Source organism: Motilimonas thetidivivens (genome assembly GCF_046452435.1).
Taxonomy (GTDB): Bacteria; Pseudomonadota; Gammaproteobacteria; order Enterobacterales; family CBDFNC01; genus Motilimonas.
This window is the reverse complement of the sequence record NZ_JBKFDK010000006.1, coordinates 1-24,572: the sequence shown is the minus strand read 5'-3', so window position 1 is coordinate 24,572 and position 24,572 is coordinate 1. Positions and strand designations below refer to the sequence as shown.

Genomic DNA, 24,572 nt, shown 5'->3' with positions numbered 1-24,572 from the left:
CAACGCTCCCTATGCGCAAGTTAATGCAGCCCTTAAGCCGAATGGTTAACAAGGCTAGCCGCGTTAATAACGCAATCTCGCCCCGCGCGTTTCCCCACATATAATGCGCTATCGGCTTGTTTCAGTAATGATTCGGAATCATTAATATCACTAGAATCGGCTAAGCCAATGGTAATGGTTAATACTTCTGCTGAATCATCTTGGTAGGTCAGCTGCAAGGCTTTTACCCCTTGGCGGTATTTCTCTGCGACCGCCATGGCTTCGGTTGCAGAGGTATGACGTAATATCACAATAAATTCTTCGCCGCCAAAACGCGCGACACTGTCTTGACCTTCACGCGCTAATTGAGTTAAACATTGCGCAACCCGCTGTAAGGCTTTATCGCCACCATCGTGACCACGTAAATCATTAAATTTTTTAAAATGATCTACATCTATCATCATCACGGTAAAGGGTTCATGGGTGCGCTGAGTTAAGTGCATCTCTTGTGCTAATGTTTGCTCCATTGCACGCCGATTGCCCACTTGTGTTAACGGGTCGGTTAAACTTAACTCAAATAATGACTGTTGCAGGCGGCGCTGACGATTCTCAAAAGAGACAGAAACTAACAAGATCATAAAGCTACAAAGAATCAACCAAAGTGTTCTTGAAGCGGTTTTGCCTTCATGCCAATAGCTCACGGTTAAATCTAAGTCACTAACACCGAAAAAATAGAAAGCAACCCAAATAGCACTCCACAAGAAAGTAAACACCACAGCGAGGCTAACACTGCCCATTAATATGGCAAACAGCGGGAATAACGGAGCGATGGGGCTATAGTGACTGTTAGCACCACCCGATAAAAGTAATAATGGCAGCAACATGAGTAAACAAAGCCCTAAAATGCAAACCGCGCCATAGGGCTGCCAAGTAGGACGCTTGATTAAGCGCCATAAGGTAAATAATAGAGCGCTATTAATGTAGCCAGCGATAAGAAAAAATACCGGCAATTCGGCAAGCAAGGGGCGAAAAATAGTCACAATAAGAACTATGCTTGCCAAGAAGAAACAGACTTTAGCATTAATCTCGAACTGCATCGGCGCTTCGTTAAGTGTGGATGGGACTAGCAAATCCACTCTAATTAATTCTTGTTCAATCCATTTCAACATGATTTATGCCGCGCAATTCAAAGTAACAAAATGATAACATTTAGCTCACATAATAAGCACCAATTTTGTACTATTGATATTCCCTTGGCCCCAGATCAACACCTTGACCTTGCTCTCTGGTGTTACCCAATATGTCTTTACTTGGTACCTCAGCAAATAAAACCTTAGTACCTGAAGTTAACCCCTGATCTAACCCAGCAAAGCTGCTTGGATCTGCGAGGGTCCCATCGCTGAGGTTTAATCCAGTGGGCGTGGCGCAAATATCATTGCCACCCGTAGGGCAACCTGGAAAACCACGGCTAAACTTAATGTCGCCGCCCACTAGGTTGTAATCTATTTCGTAATTCATCACCTTGGCAGGATCCGATTCGGTATAGATATAAAAGGTATTATCACCGGGTGTAGAAGCCTGAGGCTGGCCTATCATGACATTATTCACTAACGCGAGGCGATTCCCCTCCGTTAACTGTGAGCGGCGCTGACCACTGCCCAATGTAATCAAACCATCGCCAATCCCTGTAATGTAGTTATTGACTAACACGGCCTGCGCATTATCGTTAGCAAAGGACAAGGAAACACTGACACCAGAAGCGCGACAATGGGTTAAATCGGCAAGCTCTGGCTGATTTTCAAACCAATTACACTGGCCATTAATAACACTGTTGGCTATCAGCAACTGCTCACCGGCTAACTTAATTTGATTACCCGCATTGGCATAAGCTTGCAAGCCATAAAGGGTGACATTACCGTCGTTGTTGTACAGTAAATCTAAGCCATCGGAGGTATTGTGATGAATACTGCCACCTTCAAACACCCAATGACCGCCGGTATCGCCGGTGCCTAAACCATCACCATAACCCCCTGCCGTTTGTCCCCAACAGCCACGATAGCTGCCATCAAGTTGCTCGATACAGCCATTCCATGCAATTTCGCTATGTTTAAAATGCACTAAACCTGAACTTCTTGCATCCGGCCTACCATCACCTTCCCAGCCGACCCAGGCATTGCCGACAATGCGGCTTTGTTCGATGCGTACATCCGTTACCCTAGGCGCGACCACACCCGCATTGGCCATACCATGAATATTGATGTTTTTGAGTAAGATATGCTTGGCATCGGCGGCATAGACTCCGGTACTGGCCCAATCTCCCTGCGGCACGGGATCATTAATCCGCGTACAAACTTGCGCCTGCTGTTGGTAAATATCATGACTGGCGTGACTTGGATCGGCAAAGCCATGTAAATGAAACTCGCCACAGGCTTGGCCATCGGTGATTTCCAAACAATTAACCTCAACAAATTCCGCTGCCGCTAAATTCAATACGCGCTTAGCCCGCTCAACCCCTACTAATTTAGGTGGCGCTGTACAACCTTGCTGCCACGACTCACCATAAAGCCGAGTGGGCTTATCTTGTGTACCCGAGGGTAATACCGCCATAAAACAGTTCCATGGCCAATTGGCATCGCAGTCGCTAAAGCGCGAGCTATCGACTTGATTCGCTATACGTCCCAAACGATATTCACCACTGGCAATCCAAATCTTATCGCCACCTTGCATGTTCGGCGTTTCGCCCGGCGGTAATAACTCAAATAAACTTGCTAGCGCGCAAGCTTGGTTTTGCCCTGAGCCCGGATAAGCTTGATTACTTTTACCATCACATTGCCCCCATTGGCCGCCATCAGGGCGAATGTACCAATCAAACTCGACATCTTGAGCTAAAGTTTGGGGGATATTAGCGGGTGGTAAATTCACGCCTAGGTCATCAGTTGAAATGGGTGAAGGAGTCACACTGGGCGCGATTGAAGGGTCTATTGTTGGCCCAGACGTTGGCACAGACGTAGGTACGGGCGTAGGCGAACTCGATGGCTCGGGTGATACAGCGATAGGCGCTTGTGTTTGCTCAGCGCTACCACCTCCACCACCGCAACCAGAAAGCACCATCAGCGCGGTGGTACAAACGACAACAAGCTCAATCGAAACTTGCTTTTTATTGCTGTGACTATCCATCTTCCTTTTCCTGCTTATCCACTAGCACCGAGTTTATGCAACTTGTAGCACACTCAAGCGTAACTTAGTTAACGAATAAGCAACGCAAACATAAAAGTTAGACATACGTAACTCTTTTGTAATTTAACCTGCGCGGCATCAATATTGCAGGCACTTGGCTATCGCCCTTTTGGTCACTCAAGGATCGCAAAATGCAAAAGCCGGTATTCTTATTACTTGATAGCCGCCAATTCGGTGGGATTGAAAGCCACGTTTTAGAGTTGGCAAAAGGACTTAAAGCCGCAGGCGTTGGCGTCCATGTGGTGTTGCTGCAAGATTATGGCCAGCGCCACTCATTGGAAGAAGCCCTAAAGCAAGGGCTGATCCATTGTCATAAATTAAGCTCCCCCATCTCATCATTAATTGGCTTAATAGCGCGATATCAACCATGCCTACTGCATACTCACGGCTACAAAGCAGGCATTATCGGCCGCTTGCTGGGCTTGTGTTACCGCGTCCCCGTGGTCAGTAGCTTTCATGCGGGAGAAGCGGCCACAGGTAAACTGGCTATTTATGATTTTATCGACCGCTATAGCGCATGTTTGGCTAAGCAGCGCATCGCTGTCAGCCCCATCATTGCGGCGCGTTTGCCTTTTTCTAGTCATGTGGTGAATAACTTTTTAAGTCGAATTCAGCCCACCTTGAGCCAAGGCAAGCAAATTGCCTTTGTCGGCCGCCTTAGCCATGAAAAAGGCGCCGATCGCTTTGTGGGTTTGGCGCAAACCATGCCAGAGCACACTTTTCATGTTTACGGCGATGGCCCAGACGCGGCTAGGTTAACTGCCAGTGCGGGCACTAATGTGCAGTTTCATGGCCAACAGCAAATGGACGCCATTTGGCCTCAAATTGGCTTACTGGTAATGCCATCTCGATATGAAGGCTTACCTATGGCGGCAGTGGAAGCCATGGCACATGGCATACCCGTATTGGCCTATAATGTGGGCGCATTAGATAAGCTGATAGACGATAGACTCAACGGCTACTTAGTTAAGGCTGGCGAGCAAAGCGCCCTACTAAAAGCCCTACAAGATTTTCTACAGCTCCCCATGACAAGCAGACAAGAGATGCAAACGGCGGCGCAGACCAAGATTCAGGCCAATTTCAGCGCCCAAGCTATTTTGCCCACCGTTTTGCAACTTTATCAGCGCGCCCTCTGTTAATGCATTGCATTTTGCATAACGCTAACCAAGCCAATTCATAACCAACTGAAAATTAAACATTAAATAATGGCCTCTAATTTGCTCCTGATAAAGCTAACAGCCAACTAGCCTTATCTAGGAGCACAAATGGCCTCTACCGATTTTAAACCGCAAGCCCCAGCATATACGCCCAAACGCATTTTTATTTTGTTTATCCATTATGGGGACAATTGGATCCGCGGCAGCGAAGTCTGCTTACTTAACCTCATGGCCAATTTACCCGCGCCCTTTACGCCGATCCTTTGGTGTAATCAGCAATGTTTAGTGGATACGGCCAAGCTACAAGGCATAGAGCATGCTTATGCTAGCGACTCCTTAGGCCTTAATTGGCAAAACCTGCAACAAGCCAAGCAGCTTGCTGAGCGCTTCCCCATCATGTTGATCCATGCCAATAGTGCAGCACCAGTCAAGTTGGCTAGCCTGCTAGCCCGATATATTAATGTGCCTTTGCTGTGCCACCTTCATGCTCGTTATCCATTTTATCAACGCTGGGGATTTGGCCTGCCTTGGTGCAGCGCTCTTGCTGGCGTTAGCCAAGCCGTCACCGCACAGCTCCAAGAGGATGGCTTTAATCCCGCTCAAGTACATCTAATCCATAATGGCATCAACTGCAGTGAGCTATTAACCAGCGCCGATAGCACAAGCAATCTAAAACAACGGCTAGGCCTGAGTCCGAGTGATTTTTTGCTGGTCAGTGTGGGATCGCTAATCAAGCGCAAAGGCATGGATCAACTGCTGCACGCGTGCGCCACATTACGTTTACAAGGCATTCCCGCCCACCTTGCCATCATAGGTGAGGGACCAGAGCGCCAAGCACTCGAAAACTTACGCCATACCTTACAGCTTAATCAGCATGTAAGCTTTCTCGGTGAGCAGCCTGATGTGGTTAACCTTATTAGCCAAGGTGCTGATGTGTTTGTCTCAGGCGCCAGAGAGGAAGTGTTTGGTTTAGTGTTAGCCGAAGCGGGTCTGGCTAAGTTGGCCGTGGTGGCTCCGGATGTAGGGGGGATTAGCGAGGTAGTCAGCGATCAAATTTCAGGTCTGTTATATCCGTCAGGTGACATGACCGCCCTAAATCATATGCTACGTCGCTGTTATTTTTCTCCTAAGTTAAGGCTTGCACTCGGTAATCAAGGTTACCAAAAGGCAATCCGTCAATTTGACATTCATCAGCATTGTCAGCAGATGTGTAAATTGTATTTTCAGCTGTTGAGCCAACCCACCGCGCGCCAAGCTTGGCATAGTCATTGGCCCAGCTGGCACCAGCTTAATCTTGCCGCCAATCACCTAATCAACTTACTTGAACGCCGCTTACCTCGGCTTGGGAGAGCAGCATGAAAAACTCAGCACCTTTGTTATGGCTATTTGATCCTATCGACTTTCATGGCGGCTCTAAAGTCGCCACCGCCCATTTACTTAGCCAGTTGCCAGCCCATTATCAGGTCTTGGTGATCACCAGCCACGCCAATCACTGGCAAACCCTCGACCACGCAAAAGTAAGCTATCACTGCGTGAACCTGTACCAACCTAAATGGCTCAAAAATTGCGAACAAGGCTGGCGTTATTTTATCCGCCACTTAGTGCTAGCCATTCAACTTATTTGGTTGAAACTTTGTATCGGCCGCCCCGAAATGTGTGTCGGTGCATCTGGGCCGGGAGTCGATCTCGCCTTGTATTTGGCTAAGCCTTGGCTAAATTGTCCATTATTACAATGCATTCATGGCCCAGTTGCTAAATCCAACACCATAGCCAAAGCCTTACTCAGATGTGATTTACTGTTTTATTTAGCATCGACCAAACAATCCCTTGAGCATTGCTTGAGTTTAAAATTATCCAATATCGAAACCTCCGATTTTTTCGCTCAAGCCCATTGCCACTTAATGCAAAATGGCATTCCCGACAGTGCTTGGCCACGCCCCCGCCAGCAAGGTGCTAAAGGCGTTTTATGGGCGGCGTCGCTGCTAAAATGGAAAGGCTTGTCACTGTTCTTACAAGCCAGTCAGCAACTGGCCATTCCCACTCCTTGCACGGTTTGCTATATCCGCCCACAAAACAGTCAATTGGCTGTCGATGAAGCGCCGATCAATCTGCCCTATGTGCGCTGGTACGAAGCGCCAAATCATCTCGATGAGATCCGATCGCAGCACCAAATTTTTGTATCCACCAGCCAGCAAGAGCCATTTGGTTTATCGATTTTAGAGGCCATGGCCGCGGGCTTGTGCCCAGTTATTCCCGATGATGGCGCATGGTGGCACCAGCAGCTAAGTCATGGTCACAACTGTATTGTCTATCGCGCTAACGATGCCCAAGACTTGGCGCACAAGCTCAATTATTTACAGCAACATCCTGAGCGCCAAAAAGCGATAGGTTATGCCGCGCAACAGGTCGCCGAGCAATATCGCGCCGAAGTGTGCTATCGCCCCTTGGTATTCAAAATGCTTCGAGCCATGGCTTGGCAACACCTAGGAGGCGATCAATATGCGCAGCACTAAGGTAATTCGATGGTTGCAAACGAGCTGGCAACGCTACCGCCATATACTCAATCAAACCCTATTTTATGGTGCCAGCGTGGCGTTAATGAAGGGCATCTCGTTATTTATGCTGCCTTTTATCGCTCATCAGTTAACGCCCGCCGAGTTTGGCCGCTTAGAAACCTTAACCACCTTGGCCATTTTATGCAGTATCATTTTCGCAGCTGGCTTAGAGGACACCTTATACAAGCATGTCGGCTTTGCCAGCAGCCCAGCTGCAAAGCGCCAACAAGCAGCCAATATTTACGGTTTAAGTTGTGCGCTGGTGGCGCTAGTGCTGGTGTCTATACCTTGGTTAAGCCAGCTGGCAAAACACGGGTTACCCGGTGAATTAGCCTTACTGGATATTCAACTTATTTTGCTACAAGTTGCGCTAGAAGCCTGTATTGCCGTGCCCCTTGGCTGGCTCAGGCTAACCGACAAAGCTGGGTTATTTTTTGGTTTCGCCGTTGGCCGCGCCCTATTACAAGCCGTGCTCACTTTGGTGCTACTTCATACTATCGGTGGCATTCGCAGCATTTTACTGGCGGGCCTGATAGCCGCAGCATGCCAAGCCATAGGATTAGCTTATTACCAATTAAAAAGCAGTGGCATTCGTTTAAATTTAAACTTAGTGAAACCTGTGCTGATCTATGCCTTGCCCGTGATCGCCAGTGGTTTGGTGAACTTTCCTTTGGCGGGTTTAGATCGCTGGCTAATTGCGGCCTATGGCGATGAAGCTACCTTGGCGCAAGTGGCGATTGCAGCTAAGTTTGCTTTGGCTGGGGTGTTATTGTTACAACCCTTTACCATGTGGTGGTCGCCCAAACGTTTTACTGTGCTGGCGGACGTGAATGGCCAGCAAAATGCACTTAAGTTTCAATTATTGGGGCTTATCTTGCTCTCGGCTATTTGCATTACCGTGGCCTTCGTCGCACCACTACTCATCGCATGGCTGTTACCCCCTCAATATCACAGTGCAGTGACTGTGTTACCCTTTTTACTTAGCGTGGTGTTTTTTAAAGAAGCCTGCGAATTAGTCAATATTGGCTGCTTCAGCGGTCAGCACACCCATACCCAATTTAAGATAAATGCCTGTACTGCACTGTTTTGCGCCGCCTTGATGTGGCTAAGTTGCTATCTTAGCCAGTGGCTTGCTCCTAATCATCCGCAATGGCTGGTAATGGCGGTGCTGTCGAGTTTAATGTTGGGACAATTCGCCCGATTAGCCTTGTTTTATTATTTTAGCCAACAAGCTTTACCCCTTAATTATCCAATAAAATGGCTGGTGTTGGCGGGCGTGTTTACTATTTTAGCCTTATTTAGTGCCGCATTTTGGGTTTCCGTTAAAAGCGTCTTGGTCTATCTCGGTTTAGGCTTTATTTTGAGTCTATGCTTAAGTTTTGCTTGGCAGCAAAGCAGAGCCTCTATGCAGCCCACGCGAGCCCAACACGATGCCTAATTTTGACTTTACCCACCGCGCTAAGCTCAATCTCACCAACCACAAGGGTTGGCAGATTGCCTTAGCTAGCGTGAGCTGTGTGATGCTAGCGGTCATTTGGTGGTTTGCCCCAAATCCCCTTGTCGCGTTAGCGCTTGCCATCGCGCCTTTGGCCATTTTATTTGTGCTTAATGTGCCTTTTTTAATGGTGGTGCTGTTTGTTGCTTTTTCCTTCTTTCGCTTACATGAAGTGTTCCCGGTGATTTACAACTTTAAAATCCCCTTGATGTTATCGCTGGGCGCCATTGCCGCCTTGGGCTGGCATTTGTTGATTAGCCAACAAATTCAGCCATATTGGAACAAGGAGCTGGCCACCGTCAGTGTGTTTTTTGCTTTAGTGGTCATCGGGGTTATTTTTGCCGGTAACCGCCCCGTCGCCATCGCCTATTTTAATAACATCTACTGGAAAATCGCCCTAATGACCTTTGCCATTAGCTGGCTAACCAGAGAAGCCAAACATTTTGCTTTTTCCAGCCATATCAATGTTATTGCAGGCATCATGGTGGCGCTGGTGGCACTGAGTAACAAAGCCAATGGTATCGGCTTGGTGGAAGAAACTCGGGTGACCATAGGCCGTGAGCTAGGCTCTGTGCTGGGCGATCCTAATGATTTAGCCTTGGTATTAATGTTTCCCGCTGCGTTTGCGGCTAGTTTGTGCGTATCACCTAAGCTCAGTGCTTGGTCACGCATACTGGGCTTAGTCGGTTTAATCGCCGTCTTTGCTGCCGTAATCGCCACCCAAAGTCGCGGCGGCCTGCTCGGTATCGTTACTGTGCTGGCAGTGTTTGGTTATCGCTATATCAAATCAAAAGCCCTGCTGGGTTTAATTGGCACTCTGGGTCTTGCCATTCTTTATCTTGTTGCGGGGATTTCTGATCGCGCCTCGGGCGGCGCGGCGGAATCGGGCGTTGACGAGTCGGCCATGGGACGCTTATATGCGTGGGAAGCCGCGTTTAATATGGCGCTGGATCACCCGATTCTGGGCATGGGGCTGGATAATTTTTATTACAATTATTACTACTACAGCCCCCATTGGGATGGCTTAAATCATGCTGTGCACAGCACTTGGTTTGGTGTGTTAGCGGAAACCGGTTTCCTTGGCCTTGGCGTTTTTATTTATATGATAGTGGTGATGATCCGCTCATCCCTTCATTCGTTAAAACAAATCGCTAGCCACATGGAGCAAGTGCCTCCTGCCGTGTTTGCCACCGCTCAAGCTATTTTGGCAGGCTTATTAGGTACTGTGGTATCGGGTACGTTTTTAACTCAAGGTTTTACTTGGCCCATCTATATATTGATTGCACTGGTTGCCGCGATGAGCGAATGGTGTCGCAGCCATTTGCCAGAGTCATAGCCTAGTAGGAGCTGCAGTCATGCAGCGATTATTTTCACCAATCTAAAAACCTATCGGCTATTCCCTGAGCGAACTCAGGTCCTACAAATAACCAACAAGTCGAAAAATCAAAACATAAGGCACAAAAAAAGCAGCCGAAGCTGCTTTTTCTATTAGCCGAAGTGAATGATTACTTCTTCTTAACCGCTTTAGGGTTAGGAAGGTCGGTAATTGAACCTTCGTAAACTTCTGCTGCTAGACCCACAGACTCGTGTAGTGTTGGGTGAGCATGGATAGTTAGGGCGATGTCTTCAGCGTCCGCACCTAGCTCGATAGCTAGACCGATTTCACCAAGTAGTTCACCTGCGTTAGTACCCACAACCGCACCACCGATCACGCGATGAGTGTCTTTATCAAAGATCAGCTTAGTCATACCGTCAGAGCAGTCAGATGCAATTGCGCGACCAGAAGCAGCCCATGGGAATACCGCTTTCTCGTAGTTAACGCCTTGCTCTTTGGCTTCTTTCTCGGTTAAACCAACCCAAGCCACTTCTGGCTCAGTGTATGCAATTGATGGGATCACTTTAGGATCGAAGTAGTGCTTCTTACCCGCGATAACTTCAGCCGCTACGTGGCCTTCATGCACACCTTTGTGCGCTAGCATAGGTTGACCTACGATATCACCGATAGCATGGATGTGTGGCACGTTAGTACGCATTTGCTTATCAACCTCGATAAAGCCACGCTCAGTCACGTTAACACCGGCTTTTTCTGCATCTAGGCTTAGACCATTTGGTACACGGCCAACCGCAACTAATACCGCATCGTAAGCTTTTGGCTCAGCAGGTGCGTTCTTACCTTCAAAAGTAACGTAAATCGCATCTTCTTTAGCTTCAACCGCCACCACTTTCGTTTCTAGCATGATGTCGAATTTCTTCTTCACACGCTTAGTGTAAACTTGGATGATGTCTTTATCGGCAGCAGGAATTAGCTGGTCTGCAAATTCAACTACGTCAATGTTTGAACCTAGCGCGCTGTACACTTGGCCCATTTCTAGACCGATAATACCACCACCTAAAACAAGTAGACGCTCAGGTACGGTTTTCAGCTCTAGGGCACCCGTTGAGTCCCAAATACGTGGATCATCGTGAGGAATAAATGGCAACTTAACTGGACGTGAGCCCGCAGCTATAATCGCGTTATCAAAGTTAACTGTGGTTTTACCGTTTTTGCCTTCAACTTCAATCGAGTTAGGGCCAGTAAATTTACCAAAACCTTCAACCACTTTAACCTTACGCATCTTAGCCATACCGCCAAGACCACCGGTTAGTTGGCTAACTACTTTGTCTTTCCAGATACGAATTTTGTCGATATCGGTTTGCGCTTCACCAAAGATAACACCGTGCTCAGCAAGGGCTTTGGCTTCTTCAATTACTTTTGCAACGTGTAACAAGGCTTTAGAAGGAATACAGCCTACGTTAAGACATACGCCACCTAGGGTAGAGTATTTTTCAATTAACACAGTTTCCAAACCTAAATCTGCAGCGCGAAACGCGGCAGAATATCCGGCAGGGCCGGATCCTAGCACAACGACTTGTGCTTTCACTTCGTTACTCATTCTGGCCTCTTATTCTTTTGGCTTGTCGGGGTACAAAAAATCCCAACAAGTTTACAATCATGTTAAGAAAATGGAAGTAAAAAGGTCGGCAAACGCCGACCTCTTAACATTTACAGGACTAATTTACGTAAATCAGACAGTAAACCATTGATGGTGGTGATAAAGCGAGCACCATCCGCACCGTCAATAACACGGTGATCGTAAGAAAGAGCCAGTGGAACCATTAAGCGTGGTTCAAACTCTTTGCCGTTCCATTTTGGTTTCATATCAGACTTAGAAACACCTAGGATAGCCACTTCTGGCGCGTTTACGATTGGCGTAAACTGAGTACCACCGATACCACCAAGGCTAGAGATACTCATAGAGCCACCTTGCATGTCTTTACCGGTTAGCTTGCCATCGCGTGCTTTCTTAGAGATTTCTGCCAAGTCGCGGCTTAACTCGTGAATGCCTTTGATGTTAGCGTCTCTTACCACAGGTACCACTAGACCGTTTGGCGTATCTACCGCCACACCTATGTTGATGTACTTCTTGTAGATGATGCTTTCGCCATCTTCAGCCAATGAAGTGTTGAACTTGGGATGTAGCTCAAGCGCTTTAGCCACCGCTTTGATGATGAAGATAAGCGGGCTGATCTTGATGCCGTTACCTAGCTTCGCATTCATCGCGTTTTCACTTTGACGGAATGCTTCTAGATCTGTGATATCCGCTTCGTCAAATTGCGTAACGTGAGGAATAGTCACCCAGTTGCGGTGCAGCGCAGGGCCAGAAATCTTCTGGATACGAGACATCTCTACTGTTTCGATTTCACCAAATTTAGAGAAATCAACTTTCGGCGCTTTAACTACTTGCAGACCGTTACCACCGCCTACCGACGTTGCTGCGGTTGCTTTAGGACGCGATAGTTCGTATTTCACATACGCTTGTACGTCTTCTTTGATGATGCGACCTTTACGGCCTGAGCCTTTAACCTTAGTTAAATCAACACCAAATTCGCGCGCTAAACGGCGTACCGAAGGTGAAGCGTGCACTAGGCCTGAACCTTTTTGCTCCGCTGCACTTGGGTGATGCGGCACAGGTGGCGGCTTAGGCGCAGCTTGTTGCGGCGCTGCTTGTGCCGGAGCTGGTGCCGGTGCAGGCGCTGCTGCAACTGGCGCAGGAGCACCCGCTACCGTCACTTCAACGATAGCCACTAGGCTGCCTTCAGAAACCTTGTCACCCACGTTAAGCTTAATTTCTTTTACCACGCCCGCGAACGGTGCAGGTACTTCCATTGACGCTTTATCGCCTTCCACGGTAATTAAGCCCGCTTCTTCTTCGATGCTATCGCCAACAGCAACCAAAATTTCAGTTACCGCCACTTCGTCACCGCCGATATCCGGTACGTGAACTTCTTTTAGCTCTGTAGTTGAAGCAGCTGGTGCAGCCTCAACAACAGGCGCTGGAGCCGCAGCGGCTTGAGCCACTGGCGCGCTAGCAGGTGCCGCTGAGCCAGACTCAACCACAACAATCAAAGTACCTTCAGATACCTTATCGCCAACAGCAACTTTAATTTCTTTCACTACACCAGCAAAAGGTGCAGGTACTTCCATTGAGGCTTTATCGCCTTCAACAGAAATCAGACCTTGCTCTTCTTCAATGGTGTCGCCAACCGCAACCAAAATTTCAGTTACGTCAACTTCATCAGCGCCAATATCTGGCACTGTAATTTCACGAAGTTCACTGGCGCCCGTTGGCGCAGCCGCTGGCGCTGCTGCAGGAGCTGCAACTGGAGCTGGCTCGGCTGCGGGAGCAGGTGCTGCGGCACCGCCCGCTGCTGCAACGGTAATGATCAATGTGCCTTCAGACACCTTGTCACCGACCGCCACTTTAATTTCTTTTACTACGCCACCAAAAGGGGCTGGTACTTCCATTGAAGCTTTATCACCTTCAACGGAAATTAGGCCTTGCTCTTCTTCGATGGTGTCACCCACGGCGACTAAAATCTCGGTTACATCGACTTCGTCTGCGCCAATGTCAGGAACCAGAATTTCTTTAATATCAGACATTCTCTTAATACCTATTGTTATGCGTGCAGTGGGTTAACTTTGTTTACATCTATGTTGTACTTAGCGATAGCTTCAGCAACAACCGATTTCTCAACGCTGCCTTGCTTAGCAAGTTCAGTCAGCGCCGCAACCACAACGTAAGAAGCATTAACTTCAAAGTGACGACGTAGATTTTCACGGCTATCACTGCGGCCGAAACCATCTGTACCTAGTACCTTGTATGGACCTGGTACGTAAGCACGTACTTGGTCAGCATAGGCTTTCATGTAGTCGGTAGCCGCAACAGTAGGTACGCCCGCTTCAAGTACGGTAGTGATGTAAGGTACTTTTTCTTCAGCTAATGGGTTTAGCATGTTTTCACGCTCAACCGCTTGGCCTTCACGTGCTAGTTCGTTGAACGAAGTGGCACTGAATACCGTTGCATCAACGCCGTACTCTTCGGCTAGAATGCGCGCCGCTTCACGAACTTGCAGCATGATAGTACCTGAGCTTAGAAGCTGGATCTTAGCTTTGCCTTGACCTTTCACTTCGTCTAGCTTGTAGATACCTTTACGAATACCTTCTTCTACGCCAGCAGGCATTTCAGGCTGCTCGTAGTTTTCATTCATTACCGTTAGGTAGTAATAAATGTTTTCGTTGTCTTCGTACATGCGCTTCATACCGTCTTGGATCACCACGGCCAACTCATAACCATAAGTTGGGTCGTAAGTAATACAGTTCGGGATCACGTTCGCTTGAATGTGCGAATGACCATCTTCGTGCTGTAGACCTTCACCGTTTAGGGTTGTACGACCTGCCGTACCACCAATCACGAAACCACGCGCTTGTTGGTCACCTGCTAACCATGCCATGTCACCAACACGTTGGAAACCAAACATAGAGTAGTAGATGTAGAATGGGATCATCGGGCTGTTGTTGGTGCTGTAAGACGTTGCCGCCGCTAACCAATCCGCTTTCGCGCCTAGCTCGTTAATACCTTCTTGTAGTACTTGACCCTTGATGTCTTCTTTGTAGTAAGCCACTTGGTCTTTATCTTGTGGCGTGTACTTCTGACCTTGACGCGAGTAGATACCTACTTGACGGAACAAGCCTTCCATACCAAAGGTACGCGCTTCATCAGGGATAATAGGTACAATGCGCTTACCGATTTGCTTATCTTTTAGCAATACCGTCAAGATACGCACAAATGCCATGGTAGTAGAAATATCACGACCACCTGAGCCTTTCAGTACCGCATCAAATGCGCTTAATGGCGGTGTTGGCATTTCGATATCAGAATTAATGCGACGCTGTGGCAAAAAGCCTTTTAGCGCTTCACGGCGTGCCTTCATGTAGCGCACTTCTTCCGAATCAGGACCTGGGTTGTAGTATGGGATGTTTGGTAGATCTTCATCCGAAATTGGAATGTTGAAACGATCGCGGTAATGTTTGATCGCATCAAGGTCCATTTTCTTAACGCCGTGCGCGATGTTCTTACCTTCGCCCGCTGCGCCCATGCCGTAACCTTTAACGGTTTTAGCTAGAATAACCGTTGGACGGCCTTTGGTTTCTGCGGCTTTCTTGTAGGCTGCGTAAACCTTGTATGGGTCGTGACCACCACGGTTTAGACGCCAGATGTCTTCATCTGACATGTTAGCAACCATTTCAGCTGTTTCTGGGTGCTTACCAAAGAAGTGCTCACGGGTGTAAGCGCCGCCTTTAGCTTTGAAGTTTTGGTATTCACCGTCAACGGTTTCTTCCATTAACTGCAGTAGTTTACCTGACTTATCTTGTGCTAATAGTGGATCCCAGTAACGACCCCAGATAACCTTAATCACTTCCCAACCTGCGCCGCGGAAAGTACCTTCAAGCTCTTGAATAATCTTAGAGTTACCACGAACAGGACCGTCAAGACGTTGTAGGTTACAGTTGATAACAAAACATAGGTTATCTAGGCCTTCACGTGCCGCCATGCCAATAGCACCCAATGATTCTGGCTCATCACACTCACCGTCACCTAGGTAACAGTAAACACGCTGCTGTGAACAGTCTTTAATGCCGCGATCCGTTAGGTATTTCAAGAAACGCGCTTGGTAAATCGCAGAAATTGGGCCTAGACCCATAGATACCGTTGGGAACTGCCAGAAGTCAGGCATTAATTTAGGGTGTGGATATGAAGGTAAGCCTTTACCGTCTACTTCTTGGCGGAAGTGATCAAGCTGCTCTTCGGTCAAACGACCTTCTAGGAATGCACGAGAGTAGATACCCGGTGAAATGTGACCTTGGAAATAAACCAAGTCACCGCCGTCTTGCTCGTTTGGACCACGGAAAAAATGGTTAAAACCTACATCGTAAAGGGTTGCAGAAGACGCAAAACTTGAGATGTGACCACCTAAGTCTAAGTCTTTCTTCGATGCACGTAGCACCATAGCTAACGCATTCCAACGCACGATAGCGCGAATACGACGCTCTAGAACCATGTCACCCGGCATGTGCGGCTCTTGACCCGGTGGAATGGTGTTAACGTATGCTGTGGTTGCATCAAACGGTAAATGACCACCGCTACGACGTGTTTTATCAGCAAGTTTTTCAAGTAGGTAGTGAGCGCGCTCAGCACCTTCTTCTGAAATGACCGCTTCTAAAGCCTCTAACCATTCCGCAGTTTCCTGTGGGTCGAGATCTTGCTTCTGGATATCTGACATGGCAGTTTCCTATATGTTATTCACGATAACGTGACTGCTTTGGCACGTACAAACGAAAGTGTGTTTAACTTTATATTTGGTTAAATTACACCCAGTTATTCTTTTTGTTGCTGAACTCGGCGTAAAGAGCGCTCAAGGCGATTTTCTTCACGACTGATTTCCAGCAGGGTTTCTTCAATAAAAACCAGATGGCGATCTGACGCGTCTCTGGCTTTTTTAGGCGCTTTGCCCAAAATCGCATCAAGCAGCATTTTCCGGTGTTCGCTAATCGCTTTGGCAATGTCCGGTTTACGCTGCAATTGTTTTAAATTGTGTAATACATTTTGCTCTAACAAAGGTAGCAAACCGCGCATTAAATGCATTAAAACAAGGTTGTGCGATGATTCCACGATAGCCAAGTAAAAGGCTACCACAACCTTAGCTTCTGCCTCTAAATCTTGCCCATCTTGCTGTACTTTTTCGATATCAGCAAAGGCTTGACGAATTTGTGAAAAATCTGCTTCGGTGCCGCGTAACGCCGCATAAAAAGCAGAGATCCCTTCAAGAGCATGACGAAATTCAAGTAAGTCATATTGCGATTCAGGCGTGGAGTTGAGTAACTCATACAAAGGATCGGTTAACCCTTGACGTAACTCAGCACCAACAAATGTACCGCCACCATGGCGTCTTGTGAGTAAGCCACGTGCTTCAAGGCGTTGAATCGCCTCGCGCAGTGATGGCCTAGAAACATCAAACTGCTTAGCCAATTCACGCTCAGGCGGCAGCTTCTGACCGGGATTTAAACTTCCCTCCAGAATCATGCTTTCTAATTGCGCTTCTATCACATCGGCAATTTTAGGCTGTTTAATTTTTTGATAGGCCATGCTTTCTCGTTCAAGCTCATGTTTAGAGCAATTGGTATTACCAATTTCATTTGGCGCAAAAAATAGCAAAGCTCTAACATTTTGTCCACCAAAAAGCTGATCCTGATCAAAGGATTTTAGCCAAAAAACGACATTTGGGGTAAAAAAGGTCAGACCAATGCACTTTTCGTTACATATATCCAACCCTAACAATACATTTTGACAACTATGTTAAGAAAATGATGTTGCCCGCAAAAGCCGGTGGGAAACCGAGCTTTGTAAGAGCTATCACAAGATTTTTGCCTAGTGGTTAGTTTGTGGGACCTGAGCTTGCTCAGGGAATGGCGATGATAATTCGCCGAGCTAACTCGGCTTTCACAAGATTCCTGCCTAGTGGTTAGTCTGTGGAGCCTGAGCTTACTCAGGGAATGGCTATGATAATTCGCCGAGCTCGGCCGCTACAGGCCCTGCAAACTGGCCAAATACCTAGGCCAATCAAACCCACTACCAGGGTCGGTCTTACGCCCCGGCGCGATATCACTATGGCCGGTGATCCGCTGCGCGGTGATCAAAGGATAATACTTTATGATTTGTTCTGTAAGCTGAGTTAAGGTGTGATATTGGGCATAGGTAAACTCGCTGTCATCGGTGCCTTCTAGTTCAATACCGATAGAAAAATCGTTACATTTTTCGCGTCCCTGAAAATGGGATACGCCCGCATGCCATGCGCGTTTGGTTAACGGCACGTATTGCACTAATTCCCCATCGCGACGTATCAAGGCATGAGCAGAAACTTTAAATTGATGAATAATTTCAAAATAAGGATGCTCAGTCGGGTTAAGCCGACCGGTAAACAGCTGGTCAATATAGGGGCCGCCATATTGAGCGGGCGGCAAACTAATGGAGTGGATCACCAATAAGGAAATGGCTTCGCCCACAGGCCGAGCATCACAAAAGGGCGATGCCACTTGACGCGCACCGTCAATTTCACCTTGTTGATTTATCTTATATTTCATAATCTTCTCTATTATTGTGCCATTTCAACACGCGATGCGTATTATAAGCATATAAAACAACGCGTGAGCAGCCGAAGTAGGAGCGAGATGAATTCTGCCAATCCCACCAAAAAAATCAGTAAATGGATGTGGTTAATTGCATGGCTTTGCCTTGGCGCGCTACTTATTCAATATTTTAATAGCAAGTTAGCCAACCAATACAACCCGAATCAAGGGTTAAGTCAGCAAGGCCAAAGCATCACCTTGGTGCAAAACCGCCAAGCCCATTACGTGGTCAATGGTTTGATAAACGGCCAACAAGTTACCTTTATGCTCGACACCGGCGCAACCTCTACCGTGGTTCCCGCCCATATCGCCGAGCAGTTAGGTTTACAGCAGGGTTATCCCAGCTGGGTCAGTACCGCCAATGGCAATATTGAGGTGTATTCAACCATGATTAAAAGCTTGAGCTTAGGCCCGCTAACATTGTACGATCTACGCGCTCAAATTAATCCTTATATGAAGGATGACACCATCTTGCTCGGCATGAATGTGTTAAAGCAATTTAAAATGGTGCAACAAGGCAACCAGCTAACCTTAAGTTTTTACTAGTCGCTTCTTAACAGTGCGCGCCACAGGACTCAGCATGAACCAGCAAGAAATCGCCCACAGTGTCACCCTCGCCCTCACCGAAGATTTAAATGGCCTAAGCGCAGAGCAAGGCGATATTACCGCAAACCTGATTGCGCCCGACACTCAAGCCAAGGCAAGTATTATCAGTCGTGAGCCAGCCGTGTTTTGTGGTCAGGCTTGGGCCGATGAAGTGTTTAAGCAGCTGGGCAATACCGTTGTCATTGACTGGCAAGTTAAGGATGGCGATAAGGTAGCGCCTAACCAAGTGCTTTGTTACTTATCCGGCCCAGCGCGTACCTTGTTAACCGGTGAGCGCAGCGCGTTAAACTTTATTCAAACCTTATCGGGCATCGCCAGTGCAACGCACAAATACGCCAGCTTAATTGCCCACACTTCATGTCAACTGCTGGATACGCGCAAAACCCTGCCCGGTTTGCGCAATGCATCAAAATATGCCGTCACCTGCGGCGGCGGCCATAACCACAGGATCGGTTTATATGACGCTTATTTGATCAAAGAAAACCACATCATAGCCTGTGGCGGCATTAACCAAGCGGTAAGCCAAGCCAAGACGCTAAATCCCAATGTAAAAGTGGAAGTGGAAGTGGAAAACCTTGATGAGCTACAACAAGCCCTTGATGCCAAAGCCGATGTGGTCATGCTAGATAACTTTAGCGTGGCCATGATGCAACAAGCCGTCGCCCTCAACAACACCGCGACTAAATTAGAAGTGTCCGGCAATGTGGATACCAGCACTATCGTTACTTACGCCGAAACTGGGGTTGATTTTATATCAGTAGGTGCCCTCACCAAGCATGTGCAAGCCGTGGACTTATCGATGCGCTTTGTGGGTTAGCCTCTGCTTTTGTGGAGCCGAGCTCGCTCGGCGAATATCTCCCCCATTCCCTGAGCAAGCTCAGGTCCTACAAGAGCCTGAATCAACTAGCCGAGCCTTGTGGGTAGTTCTATTTTTATGGGATTCTCAGCTTTTGTGGGAGCCGAGCTCGCTCGGCGAATATCCCCCCATTCCCTGAGCGAGCTCAGGTCCTACAGGGCGGGGCTCCATACTTTTTCCTTATATATCAATATTTAAATTTTGCGATGTAAAGTCGCAATTTTGTCATATTGGCACGAAAGTGCTTGATAAAAAGGTGAGCCTTTCATTAGAATCGCTGCGTTGCTAACTATCAACACAGGAGTGATTAACCTAAGCCTGCTTATTTGCGATACAAATAATGCATAACTCAGGTAATTCGCGACTGTTTAAACTGATTGCTGATGAGCAAGAATGCAGCAAGGTGTGATTGCCTTAACAGAGTAAAACGAAACTTAACTGCGTTTATCTTTGCAAAGTGTGAAATACGCCACTGTGGACTAAAGTTTAAGTGTGAAAACATGATCTAGCTAACTTGTGTTAGATCAATTTTCTTGAGATGTTACAACACAGGTAATGGAGCATTAAATAAACTCCGGTTACCTACCCTTATCCCTAATAAAAACCGTAAGTGAAGGAAGTCCTTTATGAACAAGCAAATGAACAAAGCACAACAGGGTTTTACCCTAATCGAACTATTGATCGTGGTAGCGATCATCGGTATTTTGGCAGCGATTGCATTGCCGGCTTACCAAACTTATACCCAAAAAGCTAAGTTTTCTGAAATTGTTGCAGCTGCTCAGCCTTACAAAAGCTCGGTTGAAACCTGTGTACAAACACAAAGTCCAGCGGGCTTATGTCAACCAAACTCAGCAAATGTAAACCCTGATATTACAGCTGCAGGCACAGGTCGTGCGAAACCATATGGTGATATAGCGTTAGCAGCGTTGACTACCGATGCTGCAGCAACTGATACAGCTGATGGTAAAAAATGGACTATTACGATAACAGCTACAACTGCTTCTGGCCTAGTCGATGGAGCAGGTGCTGGCCTAACATACATTTTGGTTGGTACTGGTGATGCAGCTGGGCGCCTAAATTGGGAACAAAACCCAACTGCTACTCCTGGTTCATGTGTAGCAGCAGGCGTTTGTTAATTTAATTTATGTCAATAACACAATCCACGAGCGGTCTGTTAGCTAATCTAGCCGCTCGTGGCTTTTTCCCCAAAGAAAAAGCCCAAACTATTCTTGTTGCCACCAAGTCTGAAAAACTCCCGTTAGTCAGCTATTTAGTGCAAAACAAAATTATCAGCTCCAAAGAGCTGGCTGATTTTTGTGAAGCGGAATACGGCATTCCCTTACTGGATCTCGACTCTTTTCATTTAGACGATATTCCCGATAAGTTTGTTAATGAAAAACTAATCGAAAAGCATCACGCGCTGCCGATTTACACCCAAGGCCATACCCTGTACATTGCCATGTCTGATCCTACTAATGTGGGTGCACTGGAAGACTTTGGCTTTAGCTTTGCTATGCATACCGAAGCCTTGCTGGTTGAGGAAGATAAGCTACAAAAGGCGATTGAGAAGCTCACTGAGGATGATACCTCAGCCCTTGGCGATCTGGATGAAAGCGAAATCGGCGATATCGATGTCGATGACAGTGAATCGCGCCTCGATGAAGCGCAAAATATGGGCGATGATGACGCCCCGATAGTTAAATACATCAACAAAATTCTGTCCGATGCCATTCGCAAGGGCGCATCGGATATTCACTTTGAGCCTTATGAAAAAAAATACCGGGTACGCCTGCGTATCGATGGTATTTTAACCGAAGTCGCCACACCACCGGTGAATTTAACCAACCGCTTTTCTGCTCGATTAAAGGTCATGTCTAAGCTTGATATTGCCGAGCGCCGTATTCCCCAAGATGGTCGGATTAAGTTAAAGCTATCGAAAAATAAATCCATGGATTTGCGTGTTTCTACCCTACCAACCATGTGGGGCGAAAAAATCGTAATGCGGATTTTGGACAGCTCGGCGGCTAAGCTAGATATTCACGCCTTAGGCTACAGCGAAAAACAAAAAAAGCAGTATTTGGATGCAATTAGTAAACCTCAAGGCATGATATTAATTACTGGGCCGACCGGCTCGGGTAAAACCGTTTCCCTATATACTGGCTTAAATATCCTTAATACGCCCGAGCGTAATATTTCTACCGCAGAAGATCCGGTAGAGATTAACTTAGAAGGCATTAACCAAGTACAAGTCAACCCCAAGGCGGGCTTAACCTTTGCCAGTGCCCTGCGCTCATTCCTGCGTCAAGATCCAGATATCGTGATGGTGGGTGAGATCCGTGACCTTGAAACCGCCGAAATTGGTATTAAAGCGGCGCAAACGGGTCACTTGGTCCTATCGACCTTACATACTAACTCAGCATCAGAAACCTTAACTCGACTCTTAAATATGGGCGTGCCTGCCTTTAACGTAGCCAGCTCGGTGACCCTGATTATGGCGCAGCGTCTTGCCCGAAGATTATGCGAGCATTGTAAAGTGCCAGAGCAAATCCCTAACCACGAATTGTTAGAGCTTGGCTTTACCCAAGCTCAAGTGGCCAAAGGCATAACCACTTATAAAGCGGTCGGTTGTGATAAGTGTACCGATGGTTATAAAGGTCGGGTGGGCATTTATGAAGTGATGGTGATGTCGGAAACCCTCAGCCGCGCTATTTTAGATAATGCCAATGCTATGCAACTTAACGATATCGCGCAAAAAGAAGGCATGCATACGCTGCGACAATCAGCCCTGATTAAGGCCGTGGAAGGAGTCACTAGCCTTTCAGAAGTGACCCGCGTCACCAATAATTAGTCTTTATTAGCCAACAAGTTAAACTCACCTTATACTCTATACTCATATCAGTTGGTGCAGACATTTGGCTGCATCAAATAGCACAGTCATTTGTCGCATTGAGCTTAGCAAGGAATTTATATGGCAGTAGCAACTAAAGCCAAAAGTGCCCCCAAAATCCATACCTTTAAGTGGAGCGGCGTCAACCGCAAGGGCAAAAAAGTTTCCGGTGAAATGCAATCGGAATCGGCCGCTCAACTAAAAGCGGAGATGCGACGCCAAGGCGTAAATATTACTAAGGTGACTAAAAAGACCGAGTCTTTTTTAAGTAGCATAGGCAACAAAGTCAAGCCGATGGATATCGCCGTGATCTCAAGGCAAATTGCGACCATGTTACAAGCCGGTGTGCCTTTAGTTCAAACGCTGCAAATGATAGGTAAAAGTAACGAAAAGCCAGCCATGCGGGATCTAATCGGTCAGATCACATCGGAAGTAGAAACCGGTACGCCTCTTTCTGATTCCCTGCGTAAACATCCAAAATATTTTGACGATCTTTATTGCGACCTAGTACAAGCCGGTGAGCAATCGGGAGCATTGGAAACTTTATTTGATCGCATTGCGATATATAAAGAAAAGGCCGAGGCGTTAAAATCAAAAATTAAAAAAGCCATGTTTTACCCAGCCATGGTTGTCTTTGTTGCCATCACGGTTACCTGTATCTTATTACTATTTGTTATTCCACAATTTGAAGACATCTTTAACGGCTTTGGTGCAGAACTTCCTGCCTTTACCCAATTTGTTATTGGCTTATCGCATTTACTGCAAAAATGGTGGTATATCGTTTTTGCAGCTATTGCTATCGGGGTGTTTTTATTTAAAAAGGCGCATACTAAGTCTGAAAGCGTCCGTGACAACACAGATAAATTTATCCTTAAGCTTCCCGTAGTGAATACGATTTTACATAAAAGCGCCATGGCGCGCTTTGCTCGTACCCTGTCAACTACCTTTGCCGCCGGTATCCCACTGATAGATGCCTTATTATCAGCTGCTGGCGCATCGGGTAACTATGTTTATCGCAGTGCGATTTTAAATATTCGCAATGAGGTTATTGCGGGTATGCAGATGCATGTGGCTATGCGCACCACGGGCGTATTTCCTGATATGGTGACGCAAATGATCATGATAGGTGAAGAATCGGGTGATCTTGATGGCATGCTGACCAAAGTCGCTGATATTTATGAGCGCGAGGTAGATGATGCTGTTGATGCGTTAACCAGCTTGATTGAACCTATGATTATGGTGGTATTAGGCGTAGTCGTTGGTGGCCTAGTAATCGCTATGTACTTACCTATCTTTAGCCTAGGCTCGGTCGTTGGCTAACTTGTTATAACTCGGATAATGTTAATGCAAGATGTAATTTTAGTAATGGAGGCCTACCCCGCCTCCATTATTGTGTTTGCAGGGGTATTAGGCTTAATGGTCGGTTCATTTTTAAATGTGGTGATCCATCGCCTGCCAATTATGACGCAACAAGAATGGCAATCAGAGTGCCGTATTCTGTTGGCTGATGAATTAAAAACCCAACCAAAAGAGCAACCTAAAACCATCTACAACCTGGTTGTACCTCGCTCAGCTTGCCCTAAATGTGGCCATAAGATCACGGCGCTTGAAAATATTCCGGTGATCAGCTGGTTAGTATTGAAAGGCAAGTGCAGTGAATGTGCTAACCCGATTTCTGCTCGCTACCCTAGTATTGAGCTACTGACGGGATTAATGTCGGTTGCCGTTGCTTTTGTGGTACCGTTTGGTTGGCCGCTGATGCTGGCGCTGACCTTAACCTGGTTTTTAGTGGCAATGACCTTTATCGATCTTGATACCATGCTACTACCGGATCAATTAACCTTGCCGCTATTATGGCTTGGCTTGTTGGCCAATATATTTGGCACCTTTACCGACCTGCAAAGTGCAGTGCTTGGCGCAGCCGCCGGTTATTTGAGCCTGTGGAGCATTTACTGGGCATTTAAATTACTCACAGGTAAGGAAGGCATGGGCTATGGTGACTTTAAGCTGCTTGCGGCCTTAGGCGCTTGGTTTGGTTGGGTGTCGCTGCCTGTGATTATTTTGCTATCGTCCTTTGTCGGCGCGATAGCGGGTATCGCGTTAATGGTATTGGCAAAAAATGGCCGTGGCCAAGCAATCCCATTTGGCCCCTATCTGGCTGGAGCGGGCTGGCTGTATTTGGTTTATGGCGAACAATTAATCGAGATGTATTTTTCGTTTATTCTTTAGTCTGTT

Annotated in this window: 18 protein-coding genes; 11 read left to right on the top strand and 7 right to left on the bottom strand. The window is 47.0% G+C overall.

The genetic code is table 11. From position 1 onward, the window contains the following. Positions 1-32: 32 nt before the first annotated feature. Both ACK8OT_RS06300 and ACK8OT_RS06295 read right to left on the bottom strand, forming a co-directional pair. Entirely contained in the window at positions 33-1,148 is a 1,116-nt protein-coding gene (locus ACK8OT_RS06300; RefSeq protein WP_410195649.1) for a GGDEF domain-containing protein, read from the bottom strand. A 70-nt stretch (positions 1,149-1,218) separates the two neighbouring features. Continuing rightward, positions 1,219-3,156, bottom strand: a complete 1,938-nt coding sequence (locus tag ACK8OT_RS06295) for a hypothetical protein (protein WP_410195648.1) — start codon at positions 3,154-3,156, stop codon at positions 1,219-1,221. Positions 3,157-3,347: 191 nt separating this feature from the next. Here ACK8OT_RS06295 and ACK8OT_RS06290 point away from each other — a divergent pair, with 191 nt between their 5' ends. The 5 genes from ACK8OT_RS06290 to ACK8OT_RS06270 all read left to right on the top strand — a co-directional run bounded on the left by ACK8OT_RS06290 (position 3,348) and on the right by ACK8OT_RS06270 (position 9,759). Continuing rightward, entirely contained in the window at positions 3,348-4,355 is a 1,008-nt protein-coding gene (locus tag ACK8OT_RS06290; RefSeq protein ID WP_410195647.1) for a glycosyltransferase family 4 protein, read from the top strand. A 126-nt stretch (positions 4,356-4,481) separates the two neighbouring features. After that, positions 4,482-5,732 carry a glycosyltransferase gene (locus ACK8OT_RS06285; RefSeq protein WP_410195646.1) on the top strand — a complete coding sequence of 417 codons (1,251 nt, stop codon included), beginning with the start codon at positions 4,482-4,484 and terminating at the stop codon, positions 5,730-5,732. Then, positions 5,729-6,886, top strand: a complete 1,158-nt coding sequence (locus ACK8OT_RS06280) for a glycosyltransferase family 4 protein (RefSeq protein WP_410195645.1) — start codon at positions 5,729-5,731, stop codon at positions 6,884-6,886. The genes ACK8OT_RS06285 and ACK8OT_RS06280 overlap by 4 nt, the downstream gene beginning before the upstream one ends. Continuing rightward, positions 6,873-8,366, top strand: coding sequence for a lipopolysaccharide biosynthesis protein (locus ACK8OT_RS06275; protein WP_410195644.1), 1,494 nt, complete (start codon positions 6,873-6,875; stop codon positions 8,364-8,366). The genes ACK8OT_RS06280 and ACK8OT_RS06275 overlap by 14 nt, the downstream gene beginning before the upstream one ends. Continuing rightward, the gene (locus tag ACK8OT_RS06270) at positions 8,359-9,759 is read left to right on the top strand and encodes an O-antigen ligase family protein (protein WP_410195643.1); all 1,401 of its coding nucleotides are present in this window, start codon (positions 8,359-8,361) and stop codon (positions 9,757-9,759) included. Before ACK8OT_RS06275 ends, ACK8OT_RS06270 begins: the two co-directional genes overlap by 8 nt. 169 nt (positions 9,760-9,928) lie before the next feature. Here the strand turns inward: ACK8OT_RS06270 and lpdA are convergent, their stop codons facing one another. From lpdA to ampD, 5 genes are all read right to left on the bottom strand, one after another. After that, positions 9,929-11,356 carry a dihydrolipoyl dehydrogenase gene (gene lpdA / locus ACK8OT_RS06265; RefSeq protein WP_410195642.1) on the bottom strand — a complete coding sequence of 476 codons (1,428 nt, stop codon included), beginning with the start codon at positions 11,354-11,356 and terminating at the stop codon, positions 9,929-9,931. A gap of 110 nt (positions 11,357-11,466) precedes the next feature. After that, positions 11,467-13,404, bottom strand: a complete 1,938-nt coding sequence (gene aceF, locus ACK8OT_RS06260) for a pyruvate dehydrogenase complex dihydrolipoyllysine-residue acetyltransferase (protein ID WP_410195641.1) — start codon at positions 13,402-13,404, stop codon at positions 11,467-11,469. Positions 13,405-13,421: 17 nt separating this feature from the next. Beyond that, a complete protein-coding gene (aceE, locus tag ACK8OT_RS06255; protein ID WP_410195640.1) occupies positions 13,422-16,085 on the bottom strand; it encodes a pyruvate dehydrogenase (acetyl-transferring), homodimeric type in 2,664 nt (887 codons plus the stop codon). Positions 16,086-16,180: 95 nt separating this feature from the next. Continuing rightward, complete coding sequence (gene pdhR / locus ACK8OT_RS06250) at positions 16,181-16,948, bottom strand: pyruvate dehydrogenase complex transcriptional repressor PdhR (protein ID WP_410195639.1); 768 nt, start codon at positions 16,946-16,948, stop codon at positions 16,181-16,183. A gap of 437 nt (positions 16,949-17,385) precedes the next feature. Then, positions 17,386-17,943, bottom strand: coding sequence for a 1,6-anhydro-N-acetylmuramyl-L-alanine amidase AmpD (gene ampD, locus ACK8OT_RS06245; RefSeq protein ID WP_410195638.1), 558 nt, complete (start codon positions 17,941-17,943; stop codon positions 17,386-17,388). An 87-nt stretch (positions 17,944-18,030) separates the two neighbouring features. Between ampD and ACK8OT_RS06240 the strand changes: the two genes are divergently transcribed. From ACK8OT_RS06240 to ACK8OT_RS06215, 6 genes are all read left to right on the top strand, one after another. Beyond that, positions 18,031-18,534: a retropepsin-like aspartic protease family protein gene (locus ACK8OT_RS06240; RefSeq protein ID WP_410195637.1), complete on the top strand. Its 504-nt coding sequence runs from the start codon at positions 18,031-18,033 to the stop codon at positions 18,532-18,534. A gap of 34 nt (positions 18,535-18,568) precedes the next feature. Further along, entirely contained in the window at positions 18,569-19,411 is an 843-nt protein-coding gene (gene nadC, locus ACK8OT_RS06235; protein ID WP_410195636.1) for a carboxylating nicotinate-nucleotide diphosphorylase, read from the top strand. Positions 19,412-20,076: 665 nt separating this feature from the next. Continuing rightward, positions 20,077-20,586, top strand: coding sequence for a pilin (locus tag ACK8OT_RS06230; RefSeq protein WP_410195635.1), 510 nt, complete (start codon positions 20,077-20,079; stop codon positions 20,584-20,586). Positions 20,587-20,594: 8 nt separating this feature from the next. After that, complete coding sequence (gene pilB, locus ACK8OT_RS06225) at positions 20,595-22,298, top strand: type IV-A pilus assembly ATPase PilB (protein ID WP_410195634.1); 1,704 nt, start codon at positions 20,595-20,597, stop codon at positions 22,296-22,298. 120 nt (positions 22,299-22,418) lie between these two features. After that, positions 22,419-23,657 (top strand): type II secretion system F family protein, encoded by a 1,239-nt coding sequence (locus tag ACK8OT_RS06220; protein ID WP_410195633.1) that lies wholly within the window; start codon positions 22,419-22,421, stop codon positions 23,655-23,657. Between the two features lie 24 nt (positions 23,658-23,681). Beyond that, the gene (locus ACK8OT_RS06215; RefSeq protein WP_410195632.1) at positions 23,682-24,566 is read left to right on the top strand and encodes a prepilin peptidase; all 885 of its coding nucleotides are present in this window, start codon (positions 23,682-23,684) and stop codon (positions 24,564-24,566) included. Positions 24,567-24,572: the final 6 nt, after the last annotated feature.